The sequence below is a fragment of the Kibdelosporangium banguiense genome (assembly GCF_017876405.1).
GTDB classification, from domain to species: Bacteria; Actinomycetota; Actinomycetes; order Mycobacteriales; family Pseudonocardiaceae; genus Kibdelosporangium; species Kibdelosporangium banguiense.
The window spans coordinates 7,756,838-7,779,285 of sequence record NZ_JAGINW010000001.1; the positions used below are offsets into that span (position 1 = coordinate 7,756,838).

General features: G+C 66.8%; 14 protein-coding genes. 5 read left to right on the forward strand and 9 right to left on the reverse strand.

Features of this window, described 5'->3' with window-relative positions; translation table 11 throughout:
* Nucleotides 1–137 precede the first annotated feature (137 nt).
* Nucleotides 138–2,954 (reverse strand): AfsR/SARP family transcriptional regulator, encoded by a 2,817-nt coding sequence (locus JOF56_RS35755; RefSeq protein ID WP_209643859.1) that lies wholly within the window; start codon nt 2,952–2,954, stop codon nt 138–140.
* Between the two features lie 204 nt (nt 2,955–3,158).
* Between JOF56_RS35755 and JOF56_RS35760 the strand changes: the two genes are divergently transcribed.
* Nucleotides 3,159–4,085: a hypothetical protein gene (locus JOF56_RS35760; protein WP_209643860.1), complete on the forward strand. Its 927-nt coding sequence runs from the start codon at nt 3,159–3,161 to the stop codon at nt 4,083–4,085.
* Between the two features lie 51 nt (nt 4,086–4,136).
* On the opposite strand, the gene JOF56_RS35765 is transcribed toward JOF56_RS35760, so the two are convergent.
* Complete coding sequence (locus JOF56_RS35765; protein WP_209643861.1) at nt 4,137–5,438, reverse strand: M28 family peptidase; 1,302 nt, start codon at nt 5,436–5,438, stop codon at nt 4,137–4,139.
* A 140-nt stretch (nt 5,439–5,578) separates the two neighbouring features.
* Nucleotides 5,579–6,907, reverse strand: a complete 1,329-nt coding sequence (locus JOF56_RS35770; protein WP_209643862.1) for a cytochrome P450 — start codon at nt 6,905–6,907, stop codon at nt 5,579–5,581.
* A 290-nt stretch (nt 6,908–7,197) separates the two neighbouring features.
* Between JOF56_RS35770 and JOF56_RS60830 the strand changes: the two genes are divergently transcribed.
* Together JOF56_RS60830 and JOF56_RS35780 are read left to right on the forward strand one after the other, a co-directional pair.
* A complete protein-coding gene (locus JOF56_RS60830) occupies nt 7,198–8,256 on the forward strand; it encodes an endonuclease (protein ID WP_209648669.1) in 1,059 nt (352 codons plus the stop codon).
* A 166-nt stretch (nt 8,257–8,422) separates the two neighbouring features.
* Nucleotides 8,423–9,514, forward strand: a complete 1,092-nt coding sequence (locus JOF56_RS35780) for an NlpC/P60 family protein (protein ID WP_209643863.1) — start codon at nt 8,423–8,425, stop codon at nt 9,512–9,514.
* A gap of 62 nt (nt 9,515–9,576) precedes the next feature.
* Here JOF56_RS35780 and JOF56_RS35785 read toward each other — a convergent pair whose 3' ends face one another.
* Nucleotides 9,577–10,983 carry a PI-PLC domain-containing protein gene (locus tag JOF56_RS35785; RefSeq protein ID WP_209643864.1) on the reverse strand — a complete coding sequence of 469 codons (1,407 nt, stop codon included), beginning with the start codon at nt 10,981–10,983 and terminating at the stop codon, nt 9,577–9,579.
* A 124-nt stretch (nt 10,984–11,107) separates the two neighbouring features.
* Here JOF56_RS35785 and JOF56_RS35790 point away from each other — a divergent pair, with 124 nt between their 5' ends.
* Nucleotides 11,108–13,798, forward strand: a complete 2,691-nt coding sequence (locus tag JOF56_RS35790; protein ID WP_209643865.1) for an AfsR/SARP family transcriptional regulator — start codon at nt 11,108–11,110, stop codon at nt 13,796–13,798.
* 39 nt (nt 13,799–13,837) lie between these two features.
* Here the strand turns inward: JOF56_RS35790 and JOF56_RS35795 are convergent, their stop codons facing one another.
* The 5 genes from JOF56_RS35795 to JOF56_RS35815 are packed head-to-tail and all read right to left on the reverse strand — an operon-like array spanning nt 13,838 to nt 20,432.
* Nucleotides 13,838–16,309 carry a glucosidase family protein gene (locus tag JOF56_RS35795; RefSeq protein WP_209643866.1) on the reverse strand — a complete coding sequence of 824 codons (2,472 nt, stop codon included), beginning with the start codon at nt 16,307–16,309 and terminating at the stop codon, nt 13,838–13,840.
* Nucleotides 16,306–17,127, reverse strand: a complete 822-nt coding sequence (locus JOF56_RS35800) for a carbohydrate ABC transporter permease (RefSeq protein ID WP_209643867.1) — start codon at nt 17,125–17,127, stop codon at nt 16,306–16,308. The genes JOF56_RS35795 and JOF56_RS35800 overlap by 4 nt, the downstream gene beginning before the upstream one ends.
* Nucleotides 17,124–18,110: a carbohydrate ABC transporter permease gene (locus tag JOF56_RS35805; protein WP_307855400.1), complete on the reverse strand. Its 987-nt coding sequence runs from the start codon at nt 18,108–18,110 to the stop codon at nt 17,124–17,126. Before JOF56_RS35805 ends, JOF56_RS35800 begins: the two co-directional genes overlap by 4 nt.
* A complete protein-coding gene (locus JOF56_RS35810; RefSeq protein WP_209643868.1) occupies nt 18,107–19,408 on the reverse strand; it encodes an ABC transporter substrate-binding protein in 1,302 nt (433 codons plus the stop codon). The genes JOF56_RS35805 and JOF56_RS35810 overlap by 4 nt, the downstream gene beginning before the upstream one ends.
* Before the next feature lie 22 nt (nt 19,409–19,430).
* The gene (locus tag JOF56_RS35815; protein ID WP_307855401.1) at nt 19,431–20,432 is read right to left on the reverse strand and encodes a LacI family DNA-binding transcriptional regulator; all 1,002 of its coding nucleotides are present in this window, start codon (nt 20,430–20,432) and stop codon (nt 19,431–19,433) included.
* Nucleotides 20,433–20,588: 156 nt separating this feature from the next.
* On the opposite strand from JOF56_RS35815, the gene JOF56_RS35820 reads away from it, so the two are divergent.
* On the forward strand, nt 20,589–22,442 hold the full coding sequence (locus JOF56_RS35820; RefSeq protein WP_209643870.1) for an amylo-alpha-1,6-glucosidase: 1,854 nt from the start codon (nt 20,589–20,591) through the stop codon (nt 22,440–22,442).
* Nucleotides 22,443–22,448: the final 6 nt, after the last annotated feature.

Consider the following 22,448-nt stretch of genomic DNA (forward strand, 5'->3'; position numbering starts at 1 on the left):
ACACTGTTGCCACCCGTCTGCGGACTCGTCATCGGGCCATCCCCTCATTGGTTACTGTTCAGTAGGAACAGAACCAGAGCGTCCTGACCAGCGATAGGGCCGTACCGCCAATCGCGACGGCGTCCGTTGTGCACCTTTTACAACGAGGTGTCGGGATGGGGCGCGGACCGGCGAACGCCGCGGAAGGGTGCCGTTTGTGGTGATCGGCTGAGTTCCGCGAGGTGTCGCTGTACGCGTTCGGCGTCCTGGTCTCGTCCTTGCTGGCGGTAGAGCTCGAACGCTTCCTGCCAGGTCAGACGGGCCTGCTCGGTGTTGCCGAGAGCGAGGTGGGGATGGGCGAGGTTGTCGAGGGTGTTGGCGGCCTGGAAGGTGTTTCCCAGGTCGCGGAACAGGATGAGGGCCTGCGTGTAGTGGTCGATGGCGCGGTGGTGGTCGCCGGTCCGGTGGTCGATCCAGCCAAGACTGTCCAATGTGGCCGCTGCGCCTTCGGTGTTGTGGTGGTGGCGTTGCATGGCGAGTGCGGCTTCGCAGTGGGCGCGTGCGGTGGTGTAGTCGCCGATCCGGGCGGTGTACCAGCCGACGGCGTTGAGCGTGCCCGCTTCCCAGACTGGTTCGTGGAGGCTGCGGTAGAAGCTCAAGGCACGGGTGGCGTGGTCAAGGGCTGTCTGGTCGTCGCCCTGTAGTTCGTGGGTGCGAGCAAGCAAGTGGTGGGTGTGGGCCTGCAGAACGGCGTCCTGTTGTTGCTCGGCCAGGATGAGGGCGTGGTTGAGGTGGCCGGTGGCTTCCTCGTAGCGGCCGAGGCCGACATAGGCGCGACCAAGGTTGCGGTGGGCATCGGTGCGGGCGGCCTTCTCGGGCAGATGGTCTGCGGCGGCGAGCGCGGCCTGCCAGACGGCGAGGCGGTCGTGGAGGTGTCCGCGCCGGTTGTGGAAGGTCATCAGCGTCCAGGCCAGCTGCCATACCGTGCGGTGCCAGTTGCAGGCGATGGCGATGTGCTGGGTCGCAAGCAGGTTGGGTAATTCGGTGTCGAGCCAGGCCATTGCGGCGGGTGTACCGGACAGCGGCTGGAGGTGCGTACCGGGTGCGGCCGGGTCGAGGTGGATGGGTACCTGGTGGGGAAAGAGGATCTGGTCGGCGGTTTGGGCGGTGCAGGTGTAGAAGTCGAGCACCCGCCTCAGGGCCGCAAGGCGTGTGTCGTCAGGCTGGTCGTGCGCGATGCTGGCAGCGTAGGCGCGAATCAGGTCGTGCATGCAGTAGCGGCCGCGTGCGTCCTGGGTGATGAGCGACGCCTGCTCCAGGCCACGCAACACGGTCCTGGTCTCAGTTGGGGGCAGGCCTATGAGGCTGGCGGCGGCCAGCAGGCTGATGTCGGCTCCGGGTGCGATGCCCAGCAGTGCGAACAGCTGCGCCTGGTGTGGGTCAAGGGCGTTGCGGGACCAGGAGAGCACAGTGGGCAGGCTCGCGGTGGGTTCGGTGCCGTTCAGCGCGCCCAAGCCAAGATCGCGCAGTTCCGCGGCGATACTGGCCAGCGGCAGGTGTGGGCGGGTGGCGGCGTGACCGGCGACAATGCTGACCGCCAGCGGGAAACCGCCACAGAACCCGATCAACTCCCCTACCGCTGTGGGTTCCGCTGTGATGCGGGCTTTGCCGAGCCGGTCGGTCAGCAGAGCGTGCGTTTCGTTGCTGGACAACACATCCAGGGCGACGTGGTGTGCGCCGCGGCCGGTGATCAGACCGGGCAGCTGGGTGCGGCTGGTCACCACCACCGTGCAGGATTCGCTGCCCGGCAACAGAGGCAGGACTTGGGCGGAGTCGCGGGCGTTGTCCAGGATCAACAGCATCTGTTTGCCCGCGACAAGACTGCGGAACAGTGCCGCTTGGGCGTGTAGGTCGGTGGGAATGCGGCCGGGCTCGACGCCGAGTGCGTCGAGGAACCCGCGCACGGCGACGGCGGGGTTCATCGGTTGTCCGTCGGGACTGAAGCCGCGCAGGTCCACAAACAGCTGCCCATCAGGGAATTCCCCGGCATGCCGATGCGCCCAGTGCAACGCCAGCCAAGTTTTGCCGATGCCCCCAGCCCCGGCGATGGCCACCATCATCACCGGGCCATGCAGCAAGGCATCGAGCTGGCCCACGTGCTGCTGACGGCCGACGAACGGCACAGGCACGGCAGGCAGTTGGCGGGGAACCGTCAACGGCGCGACAACGACAGGCGCCAGCTCGGAATCCGCAGACAGGATCTGCTGATGCAGGTTCCGCAACGCGGCACTGGGGTCCGTGCCCAGTTCTTCCAACAGTTGTTCCCGCAGACGCCGGTAATGCGCCAACGCGTCAGCGGTCCGCCCCGCCCGGTGCAGGGCCAGCATGTACTGACCGGCCACGCGCTCGTCCAACGGGTGCGCTGCGGTCCGTGCCGCGAGGTCGGGCAGGATCACCGCATGCCGGCCAAGCCGTAGAGCGAGATCCGCACGGTCGGTGACCGCCGCGAACCGCTCCATCGTCAGATGCCCGCGTACCTCCGCGATCCACGGAGTCTCAAGGTCGGCGAACGCCTCCCCGCGCCACAGCGCTTCGGCCTGCTCCAGCAGTTGCAACGCGTGCGAGTCGTCGTTCTCGTTGTGGGCCTGGGCAACCAGCCGGCGATACAGATGCAGGTCAACGGATTCAGGATCAGCGTGCAGGACGTAACCGCCGCCGCGCCGCTCGATCGTCCCGGCGCTGTTGCCCTCCAGCAGCCGCCTGAGCCGGGACACATAGTTGCTGACCACTTCCCGGGAACGTCGCGGCGGACGATCGGCCCACACCCGGTCGAGCAGCTGATCCACTGTGACGACAGTGTTCGCCTCCACCAGCAGCACTGCCAGCACGCACCGTTGCCGCGCGTGCCCGACGTCCACTCTCTGTGCGTTGACTCTTACCTCGACTTCACCCAGCACCCGCATCTGCACCGTCACGCCGTCATCACCACCGATCTCAAGCTATCGGCTGGATCCGGCAGTGCGATCGGCTTTTCGGGCCAACCGGACAGCACCGCTCTGACCAGCGCATTGCACAAGTCCGGTGAAAAGCCGGTGATCGGTCCGGGCACCCTCGGGTCATCCGGGCGTGGCCCGCCCGGACACCTTTCTGGGAGGAATCTGATGAGACGATGGCGAACAATGGCCATCACGGCCGGGATGTCACTGCTGGCGGCCCTGGCCGCCGTGCCGTCCGCGGCCGCCGAGCCAGCGGATGATTCGGTGGGGATCCTTACCGCAACTCCGAACTGCACCTTCAGCAATTCGACCTGGGTGGTCGCCGGAAACTGGGACGGCATCGGCGGGGACGGCATCGGCATTGTCGTCCGGGACACGGTGAACAACACGCTGTGGTGGTATTTGCGTGACGCCGCCAACTCGGGGCCGGCTGACTACATTTTCAGCTACGGGGAAGCCAATGACTGGCCGGTTACCGGAGACTGGGACGGAGTCGGGGGAGACGGTCCTGGAATCGTCCGTCCGATCCAGGTCTTCGAGGATGGGGCCTGGCGTTGGAACTGGCAGTGGCATCTGCGAAAAGCCAACAACTCGGGCAACGGGGACTACATTTTCACCTACGGGCGCACCAGCTATCGGCCTTTCACCGGAGACTGGCTCGGCGTAGGCAGAGACGGTCCCGGCGTCGCCGGGGGAAACGCGAGTGGTTACAAGGCCTGGCATTTGCGCGATACCCCCTCCGCCGGTCCGGCCAACCACGACTTCACCTACGGGCTGACGGGCGATGATCCCTTCCAGGACGCGCCCATTGCCGGAAACTGGGACGCAGCCGGCGGTGACAGTCCTGGCGTCGTGCGCAAACTCTCCAACACCACCTTCGACTGGCATCTGCGCAACACTTTGACCGCCGGTGGTGCCGACTACCTTTTCAACTACGGCCTTGACAACGACCGCGGGGACTGTCTGGTCGTCGGCAACTGGGACGGCATCGGCGGCGACGGCATAGGCATCGTTCGCTTCAACCCCAATGGCAACGGCAAGCTGCAGTGGCACTTGCGTAATGCCGCCAATTCCACCGGCGGCCCCGACACCATATTCGACTACAGCTGATTGACCCTGCAATGTGGCGGGTGACCGGATTCCGGTCACCCGCCATCTGTGTCAGAACTGCAGGCTCCAGGCGTTGATCGTGCCGACGTCGGCTGAGGCGGCGTCGCGGACACGGAGCTTCCAGGTGCCGTTGGCGACTTCGCTGGAGGCGTTGATGGTGAACGTGCCGATGACGTTGTCGGCGCTTCCGCCTGCGCGGTTGTGCACGTTGTAGGCGGTGCCGTCGGGGGCGATCACGTCGACGATGAGGTCGCCACTGTAGGTGTGCTTGATGTCGACGCCGACTGCCAGTGCGCTGGGTGCGTTGCCGGGGACGCCGGTCACTGTGATCGGGCTTTCCACTGTGGACAGGTCGGGAATGGGGACGTCAGTGGTGTTCTCGAAGCGTGGTCCGGGCGGAGGCGTTGTGACGTCGGCCAGCGACCAGATCGCGGTGGCGATGGCGTCGCTGTTGCGGTCCAGGGCGGTGGCGTTGATGTTGTTGGTCGTGTCGCAGGCGCGGTGGTAGCACTGGTCGAAGGCCACTCCGCTGGTGCCGCCCCACTTCTGGGCCTGGGCGGCGGTCTTGGTGACCTCGGCACCGGTGAACAGGCCGCCGGTGGGGATGCCTGCCCTGGCGAAGGCGGCGTGGTCGGAACGCCCGCCCACCGCGGTCAGCTCGGTCGGGATGCCGAGGGCGGTGAAGTGCGCCTCCAGGGCCCGCTGCAGGTCGATCGACCCGTTGGGCTGGCCGTTGCTGTCGTAGACGAAGTAGCCGGGGTTGGGCGAGCCGATCATGTCGAAGTTCAGGTAGCCCCTGATCTTCGTGCGCTCGGCGGCGGGCAGGTTGTTGACGTAGTAGGTGGAGCCGACCAGGCCGAGCTCCTCCGCGCCCCACCAGCCGAACCGCAGGTGCTTCTTGGGCTGGAAGTTGGTTCGGGCCACGGTCAGCGCGACCTCGAGCAGCCCGGACGAGCCGGATCCGTTGTCGTTGATGCCGGGACCCGCGGTAACACTGTCGAGGTGACCGCCGGACATGAGCACGGAGTCCGGGTCGCCGCCCGGCCAGTCCGCGATCAGGTTCCAGCCGGTCGCGCCGCTGGAGGTGAACTGCTGCAGGCTGGTGGTGTAGCCGGCGGCGTTGAGCTGCGCCTGGACGTAGTCGATCGACGCCCGGTAGCCGGGACGGCCGTGGGCCCGGTTGCCGCTGTTGCTGGTCGCGATGGTCTGCAGCTGGTTGAGATGGGCCTGCACGTTGGCGAGTGCGATGTCCGGCGCCGCGAGGGGCGCGGCCGGTAACGCCGTCGCGGCCGGTCCGGTCAGCAGGCCACCCGTGATGAGGGTGAGGGTGGCGAGCAGGGTTCTCGTACGCATGGGTTGCTGCCTCCAGCAGGGGGATAGGGGGACAACCCAAGTGAGCTTTCCCGGCTGCCCGCCATCTGCCGTAGGTCCATTCGGATCCCGTTATTGCCAGTTGAGGCCGTTTTCCCGGCAATCAGGGGCCGGCGGAAACCTTATTTGAGGGCGATCGGCAGGTTCTCGAACCCTCGCAGGACTCGGGTGGTCCGTCGGCGCGCGCCGGGCAACGCCCGCAGATCGGGGAAGCGGTCGAAGATGGCACGCAGCCCGATCTCGCCTTCCATCCTCGCGAGGGATGCGCCGAGGCAGTAGTGCCGCCCGGCGCCAAAGGAAACATGGTCGCGTGCGTTCGGCCGCGTGACATCGAAGGCGGCCGGGTTGTCGAAGATCTCCGGGTCGCGGTTGGCTCCGGCGAGAACAGTGCTGACGACCGTGTCGCGCGGGATGGGGACACCGCAGATCTCGGTGTCGCGCCGGCACATGCGGCCGGTGAGCAGGATGGGGGAGTCGTAGCGGAGGACCTCGTCGACGGTGTTGCCCCACAACCCGGGATCCTCGCGGAGGTTCTGGAGCTGGCTGGAATGCCGGGCGAGCAACGCGATGCCGTTGCCCAGCAGGTTGACGGTGGTCTCGAACCCGGCGGCCAGGACCAGACCGGCTGTGGCCTTGAGTTCACGCTCGGTCAGGCCGACCCCGTCCTCGCGGGCCGCGATCAGTTCGCTGAGCAGGTTGTCGCCCGGGTTGGCACGCAGGGTGTCGAGGTGCTTGGTGAGCCAGGAGTCGAAGGCGGCCAGAGTCGACTCGACGTCCCGGAAAACCCGCCACGACAGGCCGAGGTCGAGACTGGGTGCCGCGGCTGAGCCGAGGGCGAGCATCGTCGCGCGTTCCTCCGGCGGGACGCCGAGGATCTCGCTGATGACGGTGACGGGCAGCAGTCCGCAGTAGGCCTCGATGAGGTCGACAGGCTTGCTCAGGTCGAGCCGGTCGAGCAGTTCGTCGGCGATTTCCTGGGTCCGGTCCCGTAGCCGTTCAACCGCGCGGACGGTGAAGACCCGGGTGACCAGCTTGCGGTAGCGCGTGTGCTCGGGCGGCTCGCTGACCAGCAACGACGGTGGCTGGACGGGATGCAGCAGGTCACTGGCAGACCAGGTGGTGAGCTTGCCGAGCAGCCCGGCGCCCGGCAGGAACCGGATGGTCCGGAAGGCGTCGCTGGTGAGGATTTCCTTGACGGCGGTGTGCCGGGCGGTGAGGTAACCGATCTTGCTGGTGACGATCGGGCCGCGGGATCGCATGTCGTCGAACAGGCCGGTCAGGTCGGTGCCGGTGGTCGCTTCGACGGCGAGCCGGCCCTGCAGGTCGCCCCGGCGCGCCGCGACGCGTAACACCACGCGTGGCAGTCCGTGGTTGATGCCCCAGCGCGCTATCGGTTTGACGTGTCGCTCGGCCCGGTCGAGCAGGGCACGGGCGGGGCTCGGGTTCGGCATCGGGACTCCCTCTCCAGGTTCGCCCACATCGTAGGTTTGCCGCGGGCGCCGGTGCGTCTACTGAACGGCCGTGTTGTGTCCGAATTCGACACGCCTTCCGTGCTCCCAACTGGTAACCGGGAACGGGCGTTTGTCGCACGCAGTGCACCACTTTTGGGTGATCGTCCGTCACGATGAGGTGACCCTGCGGCGTTGCATTGACGGAGAGGACACACTCCGTGGTTGTTCGGCGGTTGTTGTTGGCGATTGTGGTTGCTGTGGCGGGCGCGTTGGTCGCCTCGCCCACGGCGATGGGGGCGACACCGATCAGCGTGGCGGCCGCGATCGGGCAGCAGAACGGCTCCTCCGCGACGGTCCGGGGATACGTGGTCGGGCAACCGACCGCGACCAACACCGTTGTGCGGTCGAACTTTCCGAACGACTACGCACTCGCGATCGCGGACACCGCGGGCGAGACGGGCACCGGCCGGATGCTGTATGTGCAGATCACGGCGTCGTTCCGGTCGGAGTGGGGGTTGCGGACCAACCCCGGGCTGATGGGCGCCAGGATCGATGTGACCGGGCCGCTCAGCGCGTACTTCTCGCATGCCGGGCTGACTTCGCCGACCGGGTTCGCGTTGGCCGGGGGAACCGAGCCGCCGCCACCACCGCCGCCACCGCCGGGGGACGACTACTACCGGACCGCGGCGGGGAAGACGGGGGCCGCGCTGAAGTCCGCGCTGCACCAGATCATCAGCAACAACAGCAGGCTTTCCTACGACCAGGTCTGGAACGCGCTCAAGGTCACCGACCAGGACCCGAACAACGCCAACAACGTGATCCTGCTGTACAGCGGCCGTTCGCAGAGCAAGTCCAGCAACGGCGGCAACCCCGACGACTGGAATCGCGAACACGTCTGGGCCAAGTCGCACGGGGACTTCGGCACGGCGACCGGACCGGGCACCGACATCCACCACCTGCGGCCCGAGGACGTGTCGGTCAACGCCGCCCGGGGCAACAAGGACTTCGACATGGGCGGCTCGGCGGTCAGCCAGGCTCCCGGGAGCTACACCGACGCCGACTCGTTCGAGCCACGCAACGCCGTCAAGGGCGACGTCGCCCGGATGATCTTCTACATGGCCGTGCGCTACGACGGCGGCGACGGGTTCGCCGACCTGGAGATGAACAACAGCGTCAACAACGGTTCACGGCCCAACATCGGCCGCCAGTCGGTCCTGCTGCAGTGGAACGCCCAGGATCCGCCGGACACCTTCGAGAAGCGCCGCAACCAGGTGATCTACGACACCTACCAGCACAACCGCAACCCGTTCATCGACCACCCCGAATGGGCGGCCCAGATCTGGAACTAGCTCGCGCCGGCCTGCCGGAATGGCCGTTTCGGCAGGTACGGGGCTTTTTCGCGCGAGTAGTGGACTTTATCGAGACTTGTTCGTAACCTTGCCGTGATCCTGTGTTCGAGAGTCGATCACTTCCTGTCGTCTAGTCGTTCGCAGACCAAGGAGAACGGCGCTGTATATGGCTTTATCGCGGCTTGCCCGGGTGCTCATCGCGGTTCTGGTGGTTGTGCCGGTCGCGCCTGCCATGGCTCAACCGGCTACCCAGTCCGAGGCGGTTGAGCAGTATCGGGAGCTCAATGTCGAGGCCGAGAAACTGAACGAGAACTTCCTGCAGGCCAACGAGGACAAGAACGTCAAGCAGGCGGAACTCGACAAGGCGACGGCTGATCTGGCGGTCGCGCAGCGTTCCGCGGAACAGGCGAAGACCACGCAGCAGCGATTCCGTGGCGAGGTCGACGAACTGAGCAGCGCCAGGTTCCGTGGCGCCCGCTTCGACAAACTGTCCGCGTTGCTGACCGGTAGTTCACAACGGGACTTCCTGGACCGTTCGTCGGCGCTGGGCGTGCTGGCCACGGAGAGCAACAAGACGTTGGCCGAGATGGCCAAGGCTGTGACGGCCGCGTCCGCGGCCGAACAGCAAGCGGCCCAAGCGCAACGCCGGGCAACCGAGGTCCGGGACGCGGCGGCGAGACTGGCTGAACAGATCGCCGCGCAACGCAAGGAACTCGACGCCAAGATCGTGAAAGTGAAGGCGGAGCTGGAACGGCTTACCGCGGAACAAAAGCAGGAGCTCCAAGGTCCGCCGGACCCTGCCCCGCCGCCGGCCCCACCGGCTCCGCCCAAGACCTCCACCAAGCCTGCGCCGCCGCCTTCAGCCGGTCCGCCACCGGTCGGCGGACCGGCAGATGCCGCGACAAGGGCCGTCAACGCGGCGATGTCCCGGCGTGGCGACACCTACGTGTGGGGCGGCACCAGACCGGGCGGCTTCGACTGTTCCGGTCTGACGTTGTGGTCGTATGCGCAGGCCGGTATCGAACTCCCGCGGACAAGCCGCGCCCAGTACGGCGTCGGCCGGGCGGTGCCGAAGGATCAGCTGCGAGCAGGGGACCTGCTGTTCTACGGCACCAGCGCCACGTCCATCCACCACGTCGCGATGTACATCGGGGACGGCAACATCGTGCACGCGTCGACCTTCGGTGTCCCGGTGAAGTCCGGCCCGCTCAGCAGCGGCGGCCGGGACTATTTCGGCGCCAAGCGGATCGTCGGCTGAACCGCCGGGACGAGGGGATCTCGGCTGGAGGACTCGAGATCCCCTCGCGCTCGGTGAACCGGCTACTGAACGGCGCCGGCCTGGGTGAGCAGGGTGGAATACCAGCTCGCCCACGGTTGGTTCGTGGCCGGGTAGTTGGCCAGCGGAGTTGTCGCCTGGCCCGCGCTGTCGAAGTCCCAGCCGCGCACGATCCGGCCGTTGTTACGAGCCGAGGTGATGAATGACTTGTTGCTCGCCGTAGCCGCGTAGAACAACGCTCCCTGCTGAAGCTCCGCGCTGTCGCCTGCCTGATATTCGACGAAAGCGGTCTGCGGATAGCGAATACGGCCGGACGCGCCCTGGTCGGTGGAATACCGCAATGTCTCCGCCGGGCTGCCGTTGTCCGCGCCGGTCGAGACGGATACGCGCATCGTGCCGCGAGTGGCAGTCGCCTTGTCGTACAAGGCGTCCGACGTCTTGGCGTTCCCGCTCCACGTCATGGTGCTGTTGCCGGTGTTGACGGCCCCGCGCCATTCCCAGTTCTGGCTGTTGCTCTGGCTGCGGTGAACCTCGCGGACCGTGGTGCCCGCCGGATCGGTGAACGCGACCGTGGGCGTCACTCCGACGCCGACCTCCTGGCTGGGCGACCACGTGATCTCGCCGTCCGCGCCCAGCCGGCCGACGTGGGACCACAACGTGGTGTTGTTCTGGGACTGGTGGACTTCGACGATCCAGCCGTCGTCGTTCAGCGCCACAGAAGGCGTTTTGCCCGTGTCGTAGCGGCCGTGACGGGCCCAGGTGACGCTGCCGTCCGGGTTGTAGGTGCCGGTCCAGTACCAGAGCGTGCCGTTGCCCGAGTCGTGCACCTCGACGATCTGGCCGTGCCGGTTGACGGCCACCGCCGGGCTGTAGCCGAGGTCACGGCGGTAGTGGGCACGGGTCGACGCGTGGCCCGACAACAGCGTCAGCACTCGTCCCCGCAATGCGTCGACCGACGGCAGCCCTGCCGGGAAGTCGCCGGCCTGCACCAGACTTGTGCCGAACACGTCGGTGACTTCCTTGTTGATCGCGGCGAGGTTGCCCGCGGCGAACGAGGGATTGTCGGTGAGGTCGTCCTTGAGGTCGAGCATGACCACGATCGGGGCGTGCGACGGGTTGTTCTTGGACCAGCCGTCGATGACGGTCAGCCAGTCGCTCAACGCGTTCGAGGACGGGTTCCCGTTGTGATCGACCTGGTTGCCAGGGCTGTCATGGCCGACGCCGTAGTCCTTGGTCGTGGCGTAGCCGTTGTCGTGGATGTCCAGCTCAAGGAAACGGACGCCCTGACTGAGCTGGTAGGTGATGGATCCCCTGGTACCGCTCACGTTTCCCGAATAGCTGTTGTGAGTCGCGCGGAACACCGCGGACGAGAACGACTGGTCTGCCAACGCGGGCTGCGGAATGGACGCGACCAGCACCGCGCACGCCACCCCGGTGAGGAGCCTTCTCATTGGGCCACTGTGCCCGACCGGCGTTGAACCGCGGCTGACCGGCTGTTGAATTGCCTGGTGGCAGCTGGTATTCAGGACGTCGCACAACTTCATCCACGTCAGCTGATACGCCTGGGGAGTGACAGTGGCGGTCCGGTTCGGGTTGCTGGGGGACATCGCGGCGTGGATCGACGGCCGGCCGGTCGATCTGGGCCACGCACGGCAGCGATGTGTGCTGGCCGGGCTGCTGGCCGATGTCAACCAGCCCGTCTCCACCGATCAGCTCGCCCACCGCGTGTGGGCCGATCGGCCGCCGTACCAGGCACATCGCTCGCTCGCCAGCTACCTGTCGCGGCTGCGCCGAAGCCTGGCGGACGCCGAGGATGTCGAGATCCTGCGGGCAGGCAGCGGGTACGTCATCCGGGTCGCTCCCGAGTCCATCGACCTGCACCGGTTTCGCGCCATGGTCGCGCAGGCCCGGGCGAGCCCGGCCTTGGAGCTGTTCGACCAGGCGCTGCGGCTCTGGCGTGGTGACGCGTTCGCCGGCGTGAACACGCCTTGGTGCGACAGCATGCGACAGACGTTGAACGCTGAAAGGCTGGCCGCGGAGCTGGATCGGACCGATGTCGCGTTGAGTCTTGGCGAGCACAACGCCATGCTCTCCGACATCTCCACGCGTGCCGCGGCCTATCCATTCGACGAACGAATGGCCGGTCAGCTCATGCTCGCGCTGTACCGCGCGGGTAGACAGGCCGACGCTCTCGATCACTACCAGGGGACGCGACGACGGCTGGCTGAGGAGTTCGGGGCGGATCCCGGCCCGGCATTGCGGGAGCTGCACCGGCGAATCCTGAACGCGGATCCGGAACTGGAACCGGCCGTCGATGTGGCCGTGCCCCGGCAGTTGCCCGCCGGACCGCGCTGGCTGGTCGGGCGGGACCGTGAACTCTCCGCGCTGACCGAGGCGGTGGACGCGGGCGGGGCGATGGCGATCTGCGCGATCGGGGGAGGCGCCGGCGTCGGCAAGACGACGCTCGCCCTGCGTTGGGCGCACGACAACATCGACCGGTTTCCCGACGGGCAGCTGTATGTCAACCTTCGTGGCTTCGACCCGTCGGACTCCCCGATGTCACCGACGGCGGCCGTGCGACGCCTGCTCGGCGCGTTGGGTGTCGTGTCCGCTGCGCTTCCTGCCGACGAGGAAGGGCAGGTGGCGCTGTACCGGAGCCTCGTGGCGAACAGGCGCCTGCTTGTGTTGCTGGACAATGCTCGCGACACGGCCCAGGTGGAGCCGTTGCTGCCAGGCAGTGACACGTGCACGGTCCTGACTACCAGCCGCAATCACCTGGCGGGCTTGGGAATGCGTGGGGCGCGGCTGCTCAAGCTGGGGATGCTTGCCTCGGCGGCCGCGCGTGAGCTGCTGACGTGTCATCTCGGCGCGCGGCGGATCGCGGAGGAACGCGACGCTGTCGCCGAGTTGGTGCGCTGGTGTGCGGGCCTGCCGCTGGCCGTGAGCATCGTGGCCGCCAGAGCCGCGGCTCAACCCGGCTTCCCTCTGGCGATACTGGCCAAGGAACTGCAGGACGACTCGGCACGACTGGACGCCCTGGACGCGGCTGATCCGAACGTGAATCTGCGTGCGGTGTTCTCCTGGTCGTATCGGTCTCTGGAACCCGCTTCAGCCCAGGTCTTCTCGTTGCTCGGGGCGATGCCCGGCCCGGATATCGGCCTGCCCGCAGCTACGTCTCTGCCTGGCATCGACGGTTCTCGAGCGCTCCGAGTACTCGTGGCAGCACACGTGCTGGACGAACATGTGCCCGGCCGGTACCGGATGCACGATCTGCTTCGGCTCTATGCCAGCGAACTGCTCGACGAGGCGACCGGTGCTGCGGCCACTGCCCGGTTGGCGGGCTTCTATCTTCGTACCTCCTGTCAAGCCGCACGCCTGTTGCGTCCGGAACGTTCACCGCTAGAGCTTGAGGACGGCTACACGCTGCGCTTCCCGGATCGAGCCGCGGCGACAGCATGGTTCGACGTCGAACATGGGTGTTTGCTGGCGACACTGAAGACGTGTGCGGAACGCGGGTGGCACACCTCGGTATGGAAGCTGGCCTGGACTCTCAGTGCGTACCACGTCCTGCGCGGGTATCTGGCCGAGGATCTTGAGGCGTGGCGCTTGGGCGTTGTCGCGGCGCAGAAGCTGGCAGAGCCCGTGACTGAGGCCATCGCGCTCGTGTATCTGGGCACGGCTTATGGGCGGGTGGGCTCCTACGACGAGGCTGTTGACCACTTACGGCGGGCTCGTGCCTTGGCCGAAAGTGCGGATGATGTAACGGTTTTGGCCGATGTCCACCGAGCACTTGGCTGGGTGTGGGGCGAGCAGGGCGACGTCACGCTGGCGTTGCCGCATACCCATCGAGCTTTGCAGCTCTATCGGGCAGCCGGTAACGCGATGCGCGAGGCGGACGCGCTCAACTCAGCGGGATGGTTGCACGCCCATCTTGGCCTGTACCAACGTGCCACCGATTACTGCGAACAGGCACTTGTGCTGTGCCGTCAGCACGATCACCGCCGCGGCGAAGCGATCACTTTGGACAGTCTCGGCTACATCGCGCGTCAGCTCGGCCGTCACGCGCAGGCATTGACGTACTACCGGGACGCGCTCACGTTGGTCCGTGCCATGGGCAACACCTACGACGAGGCAGACATCCAGGCCGGCCTCGGGGACGCCCATCACGCGCTCGGCGAGCCCGATCTGGCCCGTTCCGCCTGGCAGCACGCCCGAGCCCTCTATCGCACGCAGCGCCGTACCCGCAAGGCCGAGAACCTTGCATGAAAGGTGGTGTCCCAGCTCTGCCAGGACACCACCCTCCTGTCAATGGATCCGGACCTCCAGTAGTGCGGAGTTTCCGCGTGCGGTTACGTGGATCGCAGTTCCTCTGGTTGTTGTGACCAGGTTGTAGGAAACGCGGTGGCCGTTGAGCTTCACCTCGTTGACGGAAGCGCCCTGCGGAAGAACTGCGCCCACAGTCAAGTCGCCGCGCAGGGCACGGGACCGGACATCGGTTCGATACGTCCGGCCGTCATGAGTCGCGGTGACGTCCACCGATCCGCTGCCCAGGCGGATGTCGCGGCCGCTGATTCTCCGTTGGCCGTCGGGTAGTTGCGGGATCACGGCGAGTTCTCCGTTGCCGAGATCCGGGGCGACACCGAGTTGCTGGTGGACGACGGGCCACAGCACGCCGTAGGCACCCCAGGCCTGCAAGGTCATCGACCGGTCGTGGAACGGGCGGTCGATGTTGGCCTTGAAGTCGGGGGAGGGCGCCACCTCCGGCATCGCGCCCGGCGTTTCCCAGACCGCCGGGTCGAGCTGGATTCGGGCGTTGCCGGTGGTGAAGCGGCGTTGCTGGGTCATTCGTCCGTAGTTGCCCTCGGCCACGGCCATGACTGCTGTGTTCAGCGAGTATGTGACCCGCTCACTGGGCACAGTGGACACGACCGTGTCGCAGGACGGGCCGGGGTTTCCGGCTGGGGCGCTGGTCGGGCCCGTGCCGGTGTGGAAGGTGCCGAACTCGCCGGTGAAGCAATCGCGTTCTCGCTGGGCCAGAGCGGCGTTTCCCTTGTCAGCGGACGCTATCGCACCGGCTTCCATGGGGGTGACGCCGGTCCAGTGCCGTTGGAACACGGGCGCGTTGTCGTTCGCCGGATTGGCTGGGTCGTCGATCGACTCGGCGAACCCGATGGCCTGCGGCACCCACCACTGGGCTTCGAACCTGCGTTGCAAGTCCGATGCTTTCGCCGCGGCCCAGCCGGCGGTTGTGGTGTCGCGCCTGCTTCGAGCCATGTCGGCCAGGTCTCGCAGGCCACGGATCAGATAGACCGCGCTGTCGAGTTTCTCCTCACCCATGCCCTGGCGTTCGACGTTGCCCAGCCCTTCCGGCCAGCCGTCACCGTCCTTGTCCAGGGTGCCGGTGATGTAACGGAGATTTCGGACCGTGAAGTCGTACATCTCGTCACGGAAACGGTCGTCCCCGGTCCATCGCCAGACCAAAGCGACTGTACTCGGGAACTTCGCTGTTTCGTCGGTGTTCCCGGCCGAACGGTTCGATCCGAAGTAGACGTCCCCTGTGGACACGACTTCGTGCACGACCTTGCCGCTGCGATTGTTCAGCCGTTCGCTGACGTCCCGCAACGCGCGTAAATGGTCACGCACGATGTCGAACTGACCGGCGGCCACGGCCGCGTAGGCCGAGTATTCCCCGTCTGTCGCGAAAAGCCATGGATAGTCGGGGAATCCCGCGGCAAGCCAGCGCATCTTCGGCACAGTCCCGATCGGCGGGGGATACGCCTTGCCCTCGTCCACGTCCCGGACCTGGACATCGCGGGCCTCCTGCACGGAGTCGAGCAGGTTCTGCTTGCTCCACTCCACACTCTGCTGCAGCAGCCGATCACCTGGCAGATCGACCATCGTGTGAGTGTTCCTGCGGTCAGCTTTGACCTGCTGCAACGGCGCGGCTGGGTCACGTAGTGCCTGGTCGAACGAGGCGCGAGCGTCACCCTTGTCGGCGCCCGCGACGGCGAACCAGATCGTCGTCGCCCGGCCTGCGGGCAGGCTGAGGTCGTACTCCAGCCTGCCGCCGGTTCCCTTGCCGAAAGCGGAATCGTCACAACGCGTCGGTGCCGTGCCGTCCGCCGGGCAGATCACTGCGGGATCTTGCGGCCCGCGGTGATTCGGTCCGAGTTCGTGCCGGACAGGTGGGGTCGACGACCCGACAATCGCTGTGGCGTCCTTGTCGCGGAACACCAAGGTGCCGTTTGCGACCGTGCCGGTGTCCGGCCCGTTGACGCCGGCGTTCGGAGTCGTCCAGCCCCATGGATACGCGGGCATCAGCTCGGAATGCGCGTCCAACGCAAGCCGCACATCGCGTTTCCGGTCCGCGCGTAACGTCAGACCGATCACGGTGGCACGGTTGCCGTTGGGTGCGAACTCGACCCGCTCGGCGGAAAGACCGGCTCCCTGGTACGAGAAACGCTGGTATCCCCAGCCTCGCGAATACCGGGTCGCCGGGATCTGCTTGCCCAGCCACGCTCCATCGGCCGCGAACCACACACCGTCGAGCAGTTTCGTCGGGGGTGTCCAGAAACCGCCCATCTCGCCACGGATGTGCCAGCCGGTCACCGGATACAGCCCGGTTTCGTCGCTCATCGCGTACGAACGATCCCCGGAGACCAGTGCGCGACGATCGCTCAACCGCGTGGTCTCCGACAACTCCGGCGAGTCCGCGGCGTTGGCGCTGTTCACGGGAAGCAAGGCCAGAATGAGCGCGCCGACGAGCGTGATCCTCATTTCACACCTCCCGCGGTCAGCCCGGCGATGATGCGGCGCTGGAAGACCAGCACCAGGATCACCAGGGGGACCGTGACGATCACGCCGGCCGCCATCTGGGTGCCGAACGGCTGGTCGAAGCCGTAGGCACCGGTGAACCGGGAGATCGCGACGGTCGCGGTCTGCATCGACTTGTCGTTGACCATCGACAGCGCGATGATGAACTCGTTCCAGGCCGCGATGAACGTGATGATCGCGGTGGTGAACACGCCGGGCGCGGCCAGCGGCAGGATGATCCGGCGGAAGGCCTGCATCCGGGTGCAGCCGTCGATCATCGCGGCCTCCTCCAGCTCGCCGGGCATCTGGCGGAAGAACGCGTTGAGGTTCCAGACCGCCAGCGGCAGGGCGAAGGACATGCTCGGCACGATCATCGACTGGTAGGTGTTGATCCAGCTGATGTCGGTGAAGAGCTTCAGCAGCGGCACCACCAGCGAGATGCCGGGGCACATGGACGTCGCGATGATGATCACGGCGACCGCGGTCTTGAACCGGAACCTCAGCCGGGCCAGTGCGTACGCCGCCGAGATCCCGACGATGAGCGTCAGGATCGTGGCGATGCCCGCCACCACAAGGCTGTTGAGCAGCGACCGGCCGAAGCCGACGTCCGGGCCGAACACCGCGGTGAAGTTCGTGAGCGACGGCGGATCCGGCAACGGCGACAAGGAAAACTGGTCGCTGGGCCGCCGGAACGCGGACGCCGCCATCCAGTAGAACGGCGCCAGGCAGTACAGCAGGATGACGATCAACCCTGCGTAACGAAGGACAACACGCGGGTTCATGCGGGCACCGCCTCTGCGGTCAGCACGGGTTTCCGTCCCGGCGCACGGGCCTGTCGTGTCCGATCTCGTGCCTCACTGATGACGTCGGCGTCGAGCAGCTTCACGAACACCCACGCCGCCAGGCCGACATAGACGAACAACACGATCGCGTAGGACGCCGCAGGCCCGAATCTGAGGTTGCTGGCCTCGTCCCAGGCCAGCATCGACAGTGTCTCAACGGATTCCTTGCGGTTGCCGATCAGCACGAACGGCAGGTCGAACATCCGCAACGAGTCGAGCACACGGAACAGCACGGCCACCGCGAGCACGGGTTTGACCAACGGCAACGTGATCGTCCAGAACTGGCGGGCTGGACTGGCACCGTCGACCCGTGCGGCCTCGTAGACGTCCTTGGGGATGACCTGTAACCCGGCCAGGACGAGCAGCCCGATGAACGGCGCCGTTTTCCAGGTGTCGGCGATGATCACCGCGAGTTTGGCCTGCCAGCCCTCGGTGGTCCAGAGCACCTGGCTGCCGATGATCGCGTTGGCGACACCGTCGGCCTGGAAGATCCACCGCCACAGCAGCGCCGACACCGCGGTCGGGATCGCCCACGGCACCAGGATGCTGGCCCGCACGACACCGCGCCAGCGCAACGCCTGGTGCATCACGAGTGCCATCCCGACGCCGATGACCACCTCGATCGAGACCGTCACGACGGTGAAGAACGTGGTGTTGCCGAACGCGTTCCAGAACCGCACGGCCGACGGCCCGCTGAAGATCTCGGTGTAGTTGCCCAGCCCGACGAACTGGTCGCCCTCCACGACAAAACCGCTTGCGTCCAGCTCCTGGCCGGACCGGTACAGCGATTCCCGCAGCGCGGCGACGATCGGATAGCCGACCACCAGGCCGAGCACGATGAAGGTGGGGGAGAGCAGCAGGGCAGCGAGCCGTCCGGCCTCGCTCGCCGCCCTGTGACCCCGCACCTGGGTGCGAGTGCTCACTTGATCAGGTCTTGCAGCTTGGCCTGCAGTTCCTTCAACGCGGTCGCGCTGTCCTTGGCACCGGTCAGCGCGGCGTAGGCGGACTCCTGGATCGCCGTGGTGACGTCGCCGTACCGCACGGCCTTGGGCCGCGGCTTGGCGGCGAGGATGGACGCCTTCAGCGTCGGCAGGTACGGGAACTGCTTGGTCAGCTCCGGGTCGTCGTACAGCGAGGTCAGCGTCGGCGCCTGGGAGGTGGCCAGCAGGTTCGACCGTTCGGCCTGCTCGGTGGTGAAGAACTTGATGAAGTCCAGCGCGGTGGCCTTGTTCTTGGCGAACGCCGAGATGGCGAAGTTGTGGCCGCCGAGCGAGGAGGTGCCGGGACCGGTGGCACCGGGCAGCGGCGCGACGTCGAACTTGCCGGCCACCTGCGAGGAGCCGTCGGTCTTGTTGGCCAGCGCCCACTGGTAGGGCCACTGGCGCTGGAAGATCAGCTCACCGGCCTGGAAGGCGCGCCTGCCCTCTTCCTCCTTGTAGGTGATCGCCTTCTGCGGGATCGCCCCGCTCTTGAATCCCTGCACCAGGATGTCCAGACCGGCCTTGGCCTGCGGAGTGTCCACAGTGGGCTTTCCGGCCTCGTCGACGATCGCGCCGCCGGCGGAGTGCACGGCCTCGTCGAAGTTCACCGTGAGGCCTTCGTACTTCTCGAACTGCCCGGCGTAGCACCCCATGGTGGCCGCCTCGGGCAGGGCGAGGATCTTCTGGCAGGCCGCGGTCAGCTCAGGCCACGTCTTCGGCGGTGTGACGCCCGCCTTCTCCAGCAGGTCCTTGCGGTAGTACAGCAGACCGCCGTCGGAGTACACCGGCACCGCGTAGAGCTTGTCCCGGTATTCCGCCGTGGCCACAGCGGGTTTGAGGAACTTGCTGAGGTCGAACTGGTCGCGTGGCAGCTCCACCACCCAGCGGTTGGCCGCGAACTCGGCCGTCCACACCACATCGAGGTTGATCACGCCGTACTGGTCGGACTTGACCTGGGCGTTCTGCACCATCTGCTGGCGCTGCGCGTCGGCGGACTCAGGCAGCTCGACGATCCGGACCTGCTCGGCCGGATGCGCGGAGTTCCACTCCGCGACCAGCTTCTGCATGTTGTTCGAGGTGTCCTTGCCAGTGACGAACGTGATGTCGCCTCGTCCCTCCAGTTTCGGAGCGGCACCGGAATCGCCTGGGGCGGCGGGTGTTCCACTGCTCCCGCACGAGGCTGCCAATAACGCGGCGCTGACCGCTGCTGCAAGCCGCAGCGCCGTTGCTCGTCCTGCCATCACTTGTCTCCCATCACCTGTGTCACAACATCAGTGGTGCGCTGCCCCGGACGACCACCTCGCCGGGCAGCAGCACGCCACGCTCCTCGTCCGGGGTCTCCAGCAGACCGACCAGGGTGGCGGCGATCTCGGCGGTGGGCTGGCGCACGGAGGTCAGCCCACCGTCCACCGCGGCGGCGAGCAGCGAGTCGTCGAAGCCCGTCACCGCCACGTCCCTGCCTGCGACCAGACCTCGCCGCCGGACCTCGCCCAGCACCCCGACTGCGAGCAGGTCACTCACCGCGACGATCGCGGTGGGCGGCACAGCGGAGTCCAGCAGAGCGGCCGCGGCACGCGCACCGCCTTCGGTGCTGTCCGTATCCGCTGAAACCGCAACACAATCACGTTCCGCCAGACCAAGGCGTTCACATTCGGCGCGCCAGCCCCGCTGCCGGTCGCTGCCCGCACTGGTCAGGGATTGCCATCCGACGAACGCGATCCTGGTGTGACCACACGCATGCAACCCCGACACCAGTTCCGCACACGCCTTGGCACCGTCCACATCGACCCATGAGCCGGGCTGTTCGCCCTCGTCCGGCCAGGCCCGTCCGAACGACGCGAACGGCACACCACGGCTTGCCAGCCAGGAATGGCGTGGGTCGTGATCCACGGTGTCGGACAGGATGAACGCGTCCACCGCTCGCTGCGCGATCAGGTCGGCGTACGTCTGCAGACCGGCGAGTCCGGGTGTCGCGGTGAACAGCAGCACGTGCCGGCCGGTGCGTTCGATCGACTCGGTCATCATGTGCAGGAACGGATCCATGAACAGGCTGTGACCGGGACTTCCGGCCAGGCCGTAGCCGATGAGGCCGGCCTGCCTGGTGGCCAGGCTGCGTGCGGTCCGGTTGGGCTGGTAGCCCAGCGCCTCGATCGCGGCCTGCACCTTGGCCAGGGTCGTGGGGTCGACGCGTTCCGGCGCGTTGAGGACGTTCGACACCGTCTGCCGTGAGACACCGGCATGCGAGGCCACCTGTCGGAGAGTCACCACCTCGCTCCGCCGCATCGAGCCCACACTCCGCTTCTGGCCACAGCTCGTGATCACTGGCATACTGTCCGTCAATTTGACCGGTCAAAACGCGCGGCCACTGTGGCTGAGGCCACATGGTCATGTCAAGGCCGCACTGAATGCCTGGGAGGAACCGTGACCGGACCGAGCTCATCCCTGCACGCACTGGTGACCGTGCTGAGCGCGCCGTCCTTCGTTCAGTCGGAGCCGGACGGCCAGGTCCGCGCCGGGGGCCCGCAAGGCTGGTTCACCCGTGACCGCCGAGCGCTGTCGCTGTTCGAGCTGGCCATCCAGGGTGCCGACGCAGTTCCGGTCGGCCGCCGGCACGACGATCCGGCCGTCGCGGCTTTCCACGCGGTGATCCGGGAATCGGGCGCGCAATGGCGTGACTCGACGTTGCGTGTGCGGCGTGATCGCCAACTGTTTCCGGCGAAGCTGGTGGAGCAGTTGGACATCACGAATCATGGGGCCGGGCAACGAGAGTTCACGGTCGTGCTCCGGTTGGCGACCGACTTCGCCGGGGTCGACGACGTGAAGGCCGATCGATCGGTCGCACTCGTGTCGCCGACCGTGACCGACGACCTGGTGCGGTGGCAGGACCGGCGTGGGTCGGTGACCGTGCAGACCCATCCGGCTGGTTCTGTGGACGTGCACGATGGTGTTGCCCAGGTGAGGTGGATGGTTGTTCTGGGCGCGGGGGAGACTTGGCGACTCGATGTCACCGCGGAGCCACAAATGGCGCCAGTGGGCGAATTCGAGCCCCTCCCGGCCGGAAATCCGCCACTCTTCCGGCTGAAGTCTGCTTCCCGTGCGGCCTCGATCAATCTTGCTGACCTGCGAGCGTTGCTGCTGGCTGATCCGCTGGCACCGGAGGATTCCTACCTCGCAGCCGGAAGTCCCTGGTATCTCACGCTTTTCGGGCGTGACACGATCTGGGCGGCGCGGCTGTTGCTGCCGCTGGGGATAGACCTGGCCGCCGGTACGTTACGCACTTTGGCGCGGCGGCAGGGAACCCGTGACGACCCGGCCAGCGAGCAGCAACCAGGCAAGATCCCGCACGAGGTCCGGGCCGAGGGTATCGACAACGGCCAGGTGCGGCTGGCTTCGCTCTACTACGGGACGATCGACGCGACCCCGCTCTGGGTATGTCTGCTGCACGAAGCCTGGCGTGCCGGCCTGCCCGCCGAGCAAGTCCGCGCCCTGCTGCCGAATCTCGTGGCCGCCATGGCCTGGATCACCGGCCCGGCCGCGGACCCGGACGGCGATGGGATGGTGGAGTACGTCTCGTCCGGCACAGGCGGCCTGACGCACCAGGGTTGGAAGGACTCCCACGACGCCTTCATGCACAAGGACGGCCGTCATCCTCTTGCCCCGCTGGCTCTTTGCGAAGTCCAGGGCTATGCCTACGCGGCCGCACTCGCAGGTGCCGAACTGGCTTCGGCGTTCGATCTCGATGGTGGTCCACAGTGGATAGAATGGGCGGATCGGCTGAAAAAGCGTTTCCACGAGGCATTCTGGGTGGCCGACGAGGTCGGCCGCTACCCGGCGATCGCCCTCGATGCGGACAAGAACCCGGTGGAGGGCGCGACATCGAACATGGCCCACCTGCTGGGCACCGGTCTGCTGGACACGGATCAGGCGTCCCTCATCGCGGCCCGTCTCGCCGAACCGGACCTGACCACGCCGTTCGGTCTGCGAACCCTGAGCTCGAGCAGTAAGAACTACAACCCCTTCAGCTATCACCGAGGCAGCATCTGGCCCCACGACACCGCAATAGCCATGATCGGTCTGATCAACGAAGGCCACCCCGGGCCGGCCACCCGTCTCGCCAACGGAATCATCGCCGCCACAACCCATTTCGGCGGTCACACCCCGGAGCTGTATGCGGTTCTGGACGATTTCGAGAAGCCGCTGGCATACCCGGCAGCGTGCATGCCCCAAGCCTGGTCAGCCGCCGCCACAGTCCGTGCCGCGTTGTATCTGGCTTGAAGCGTG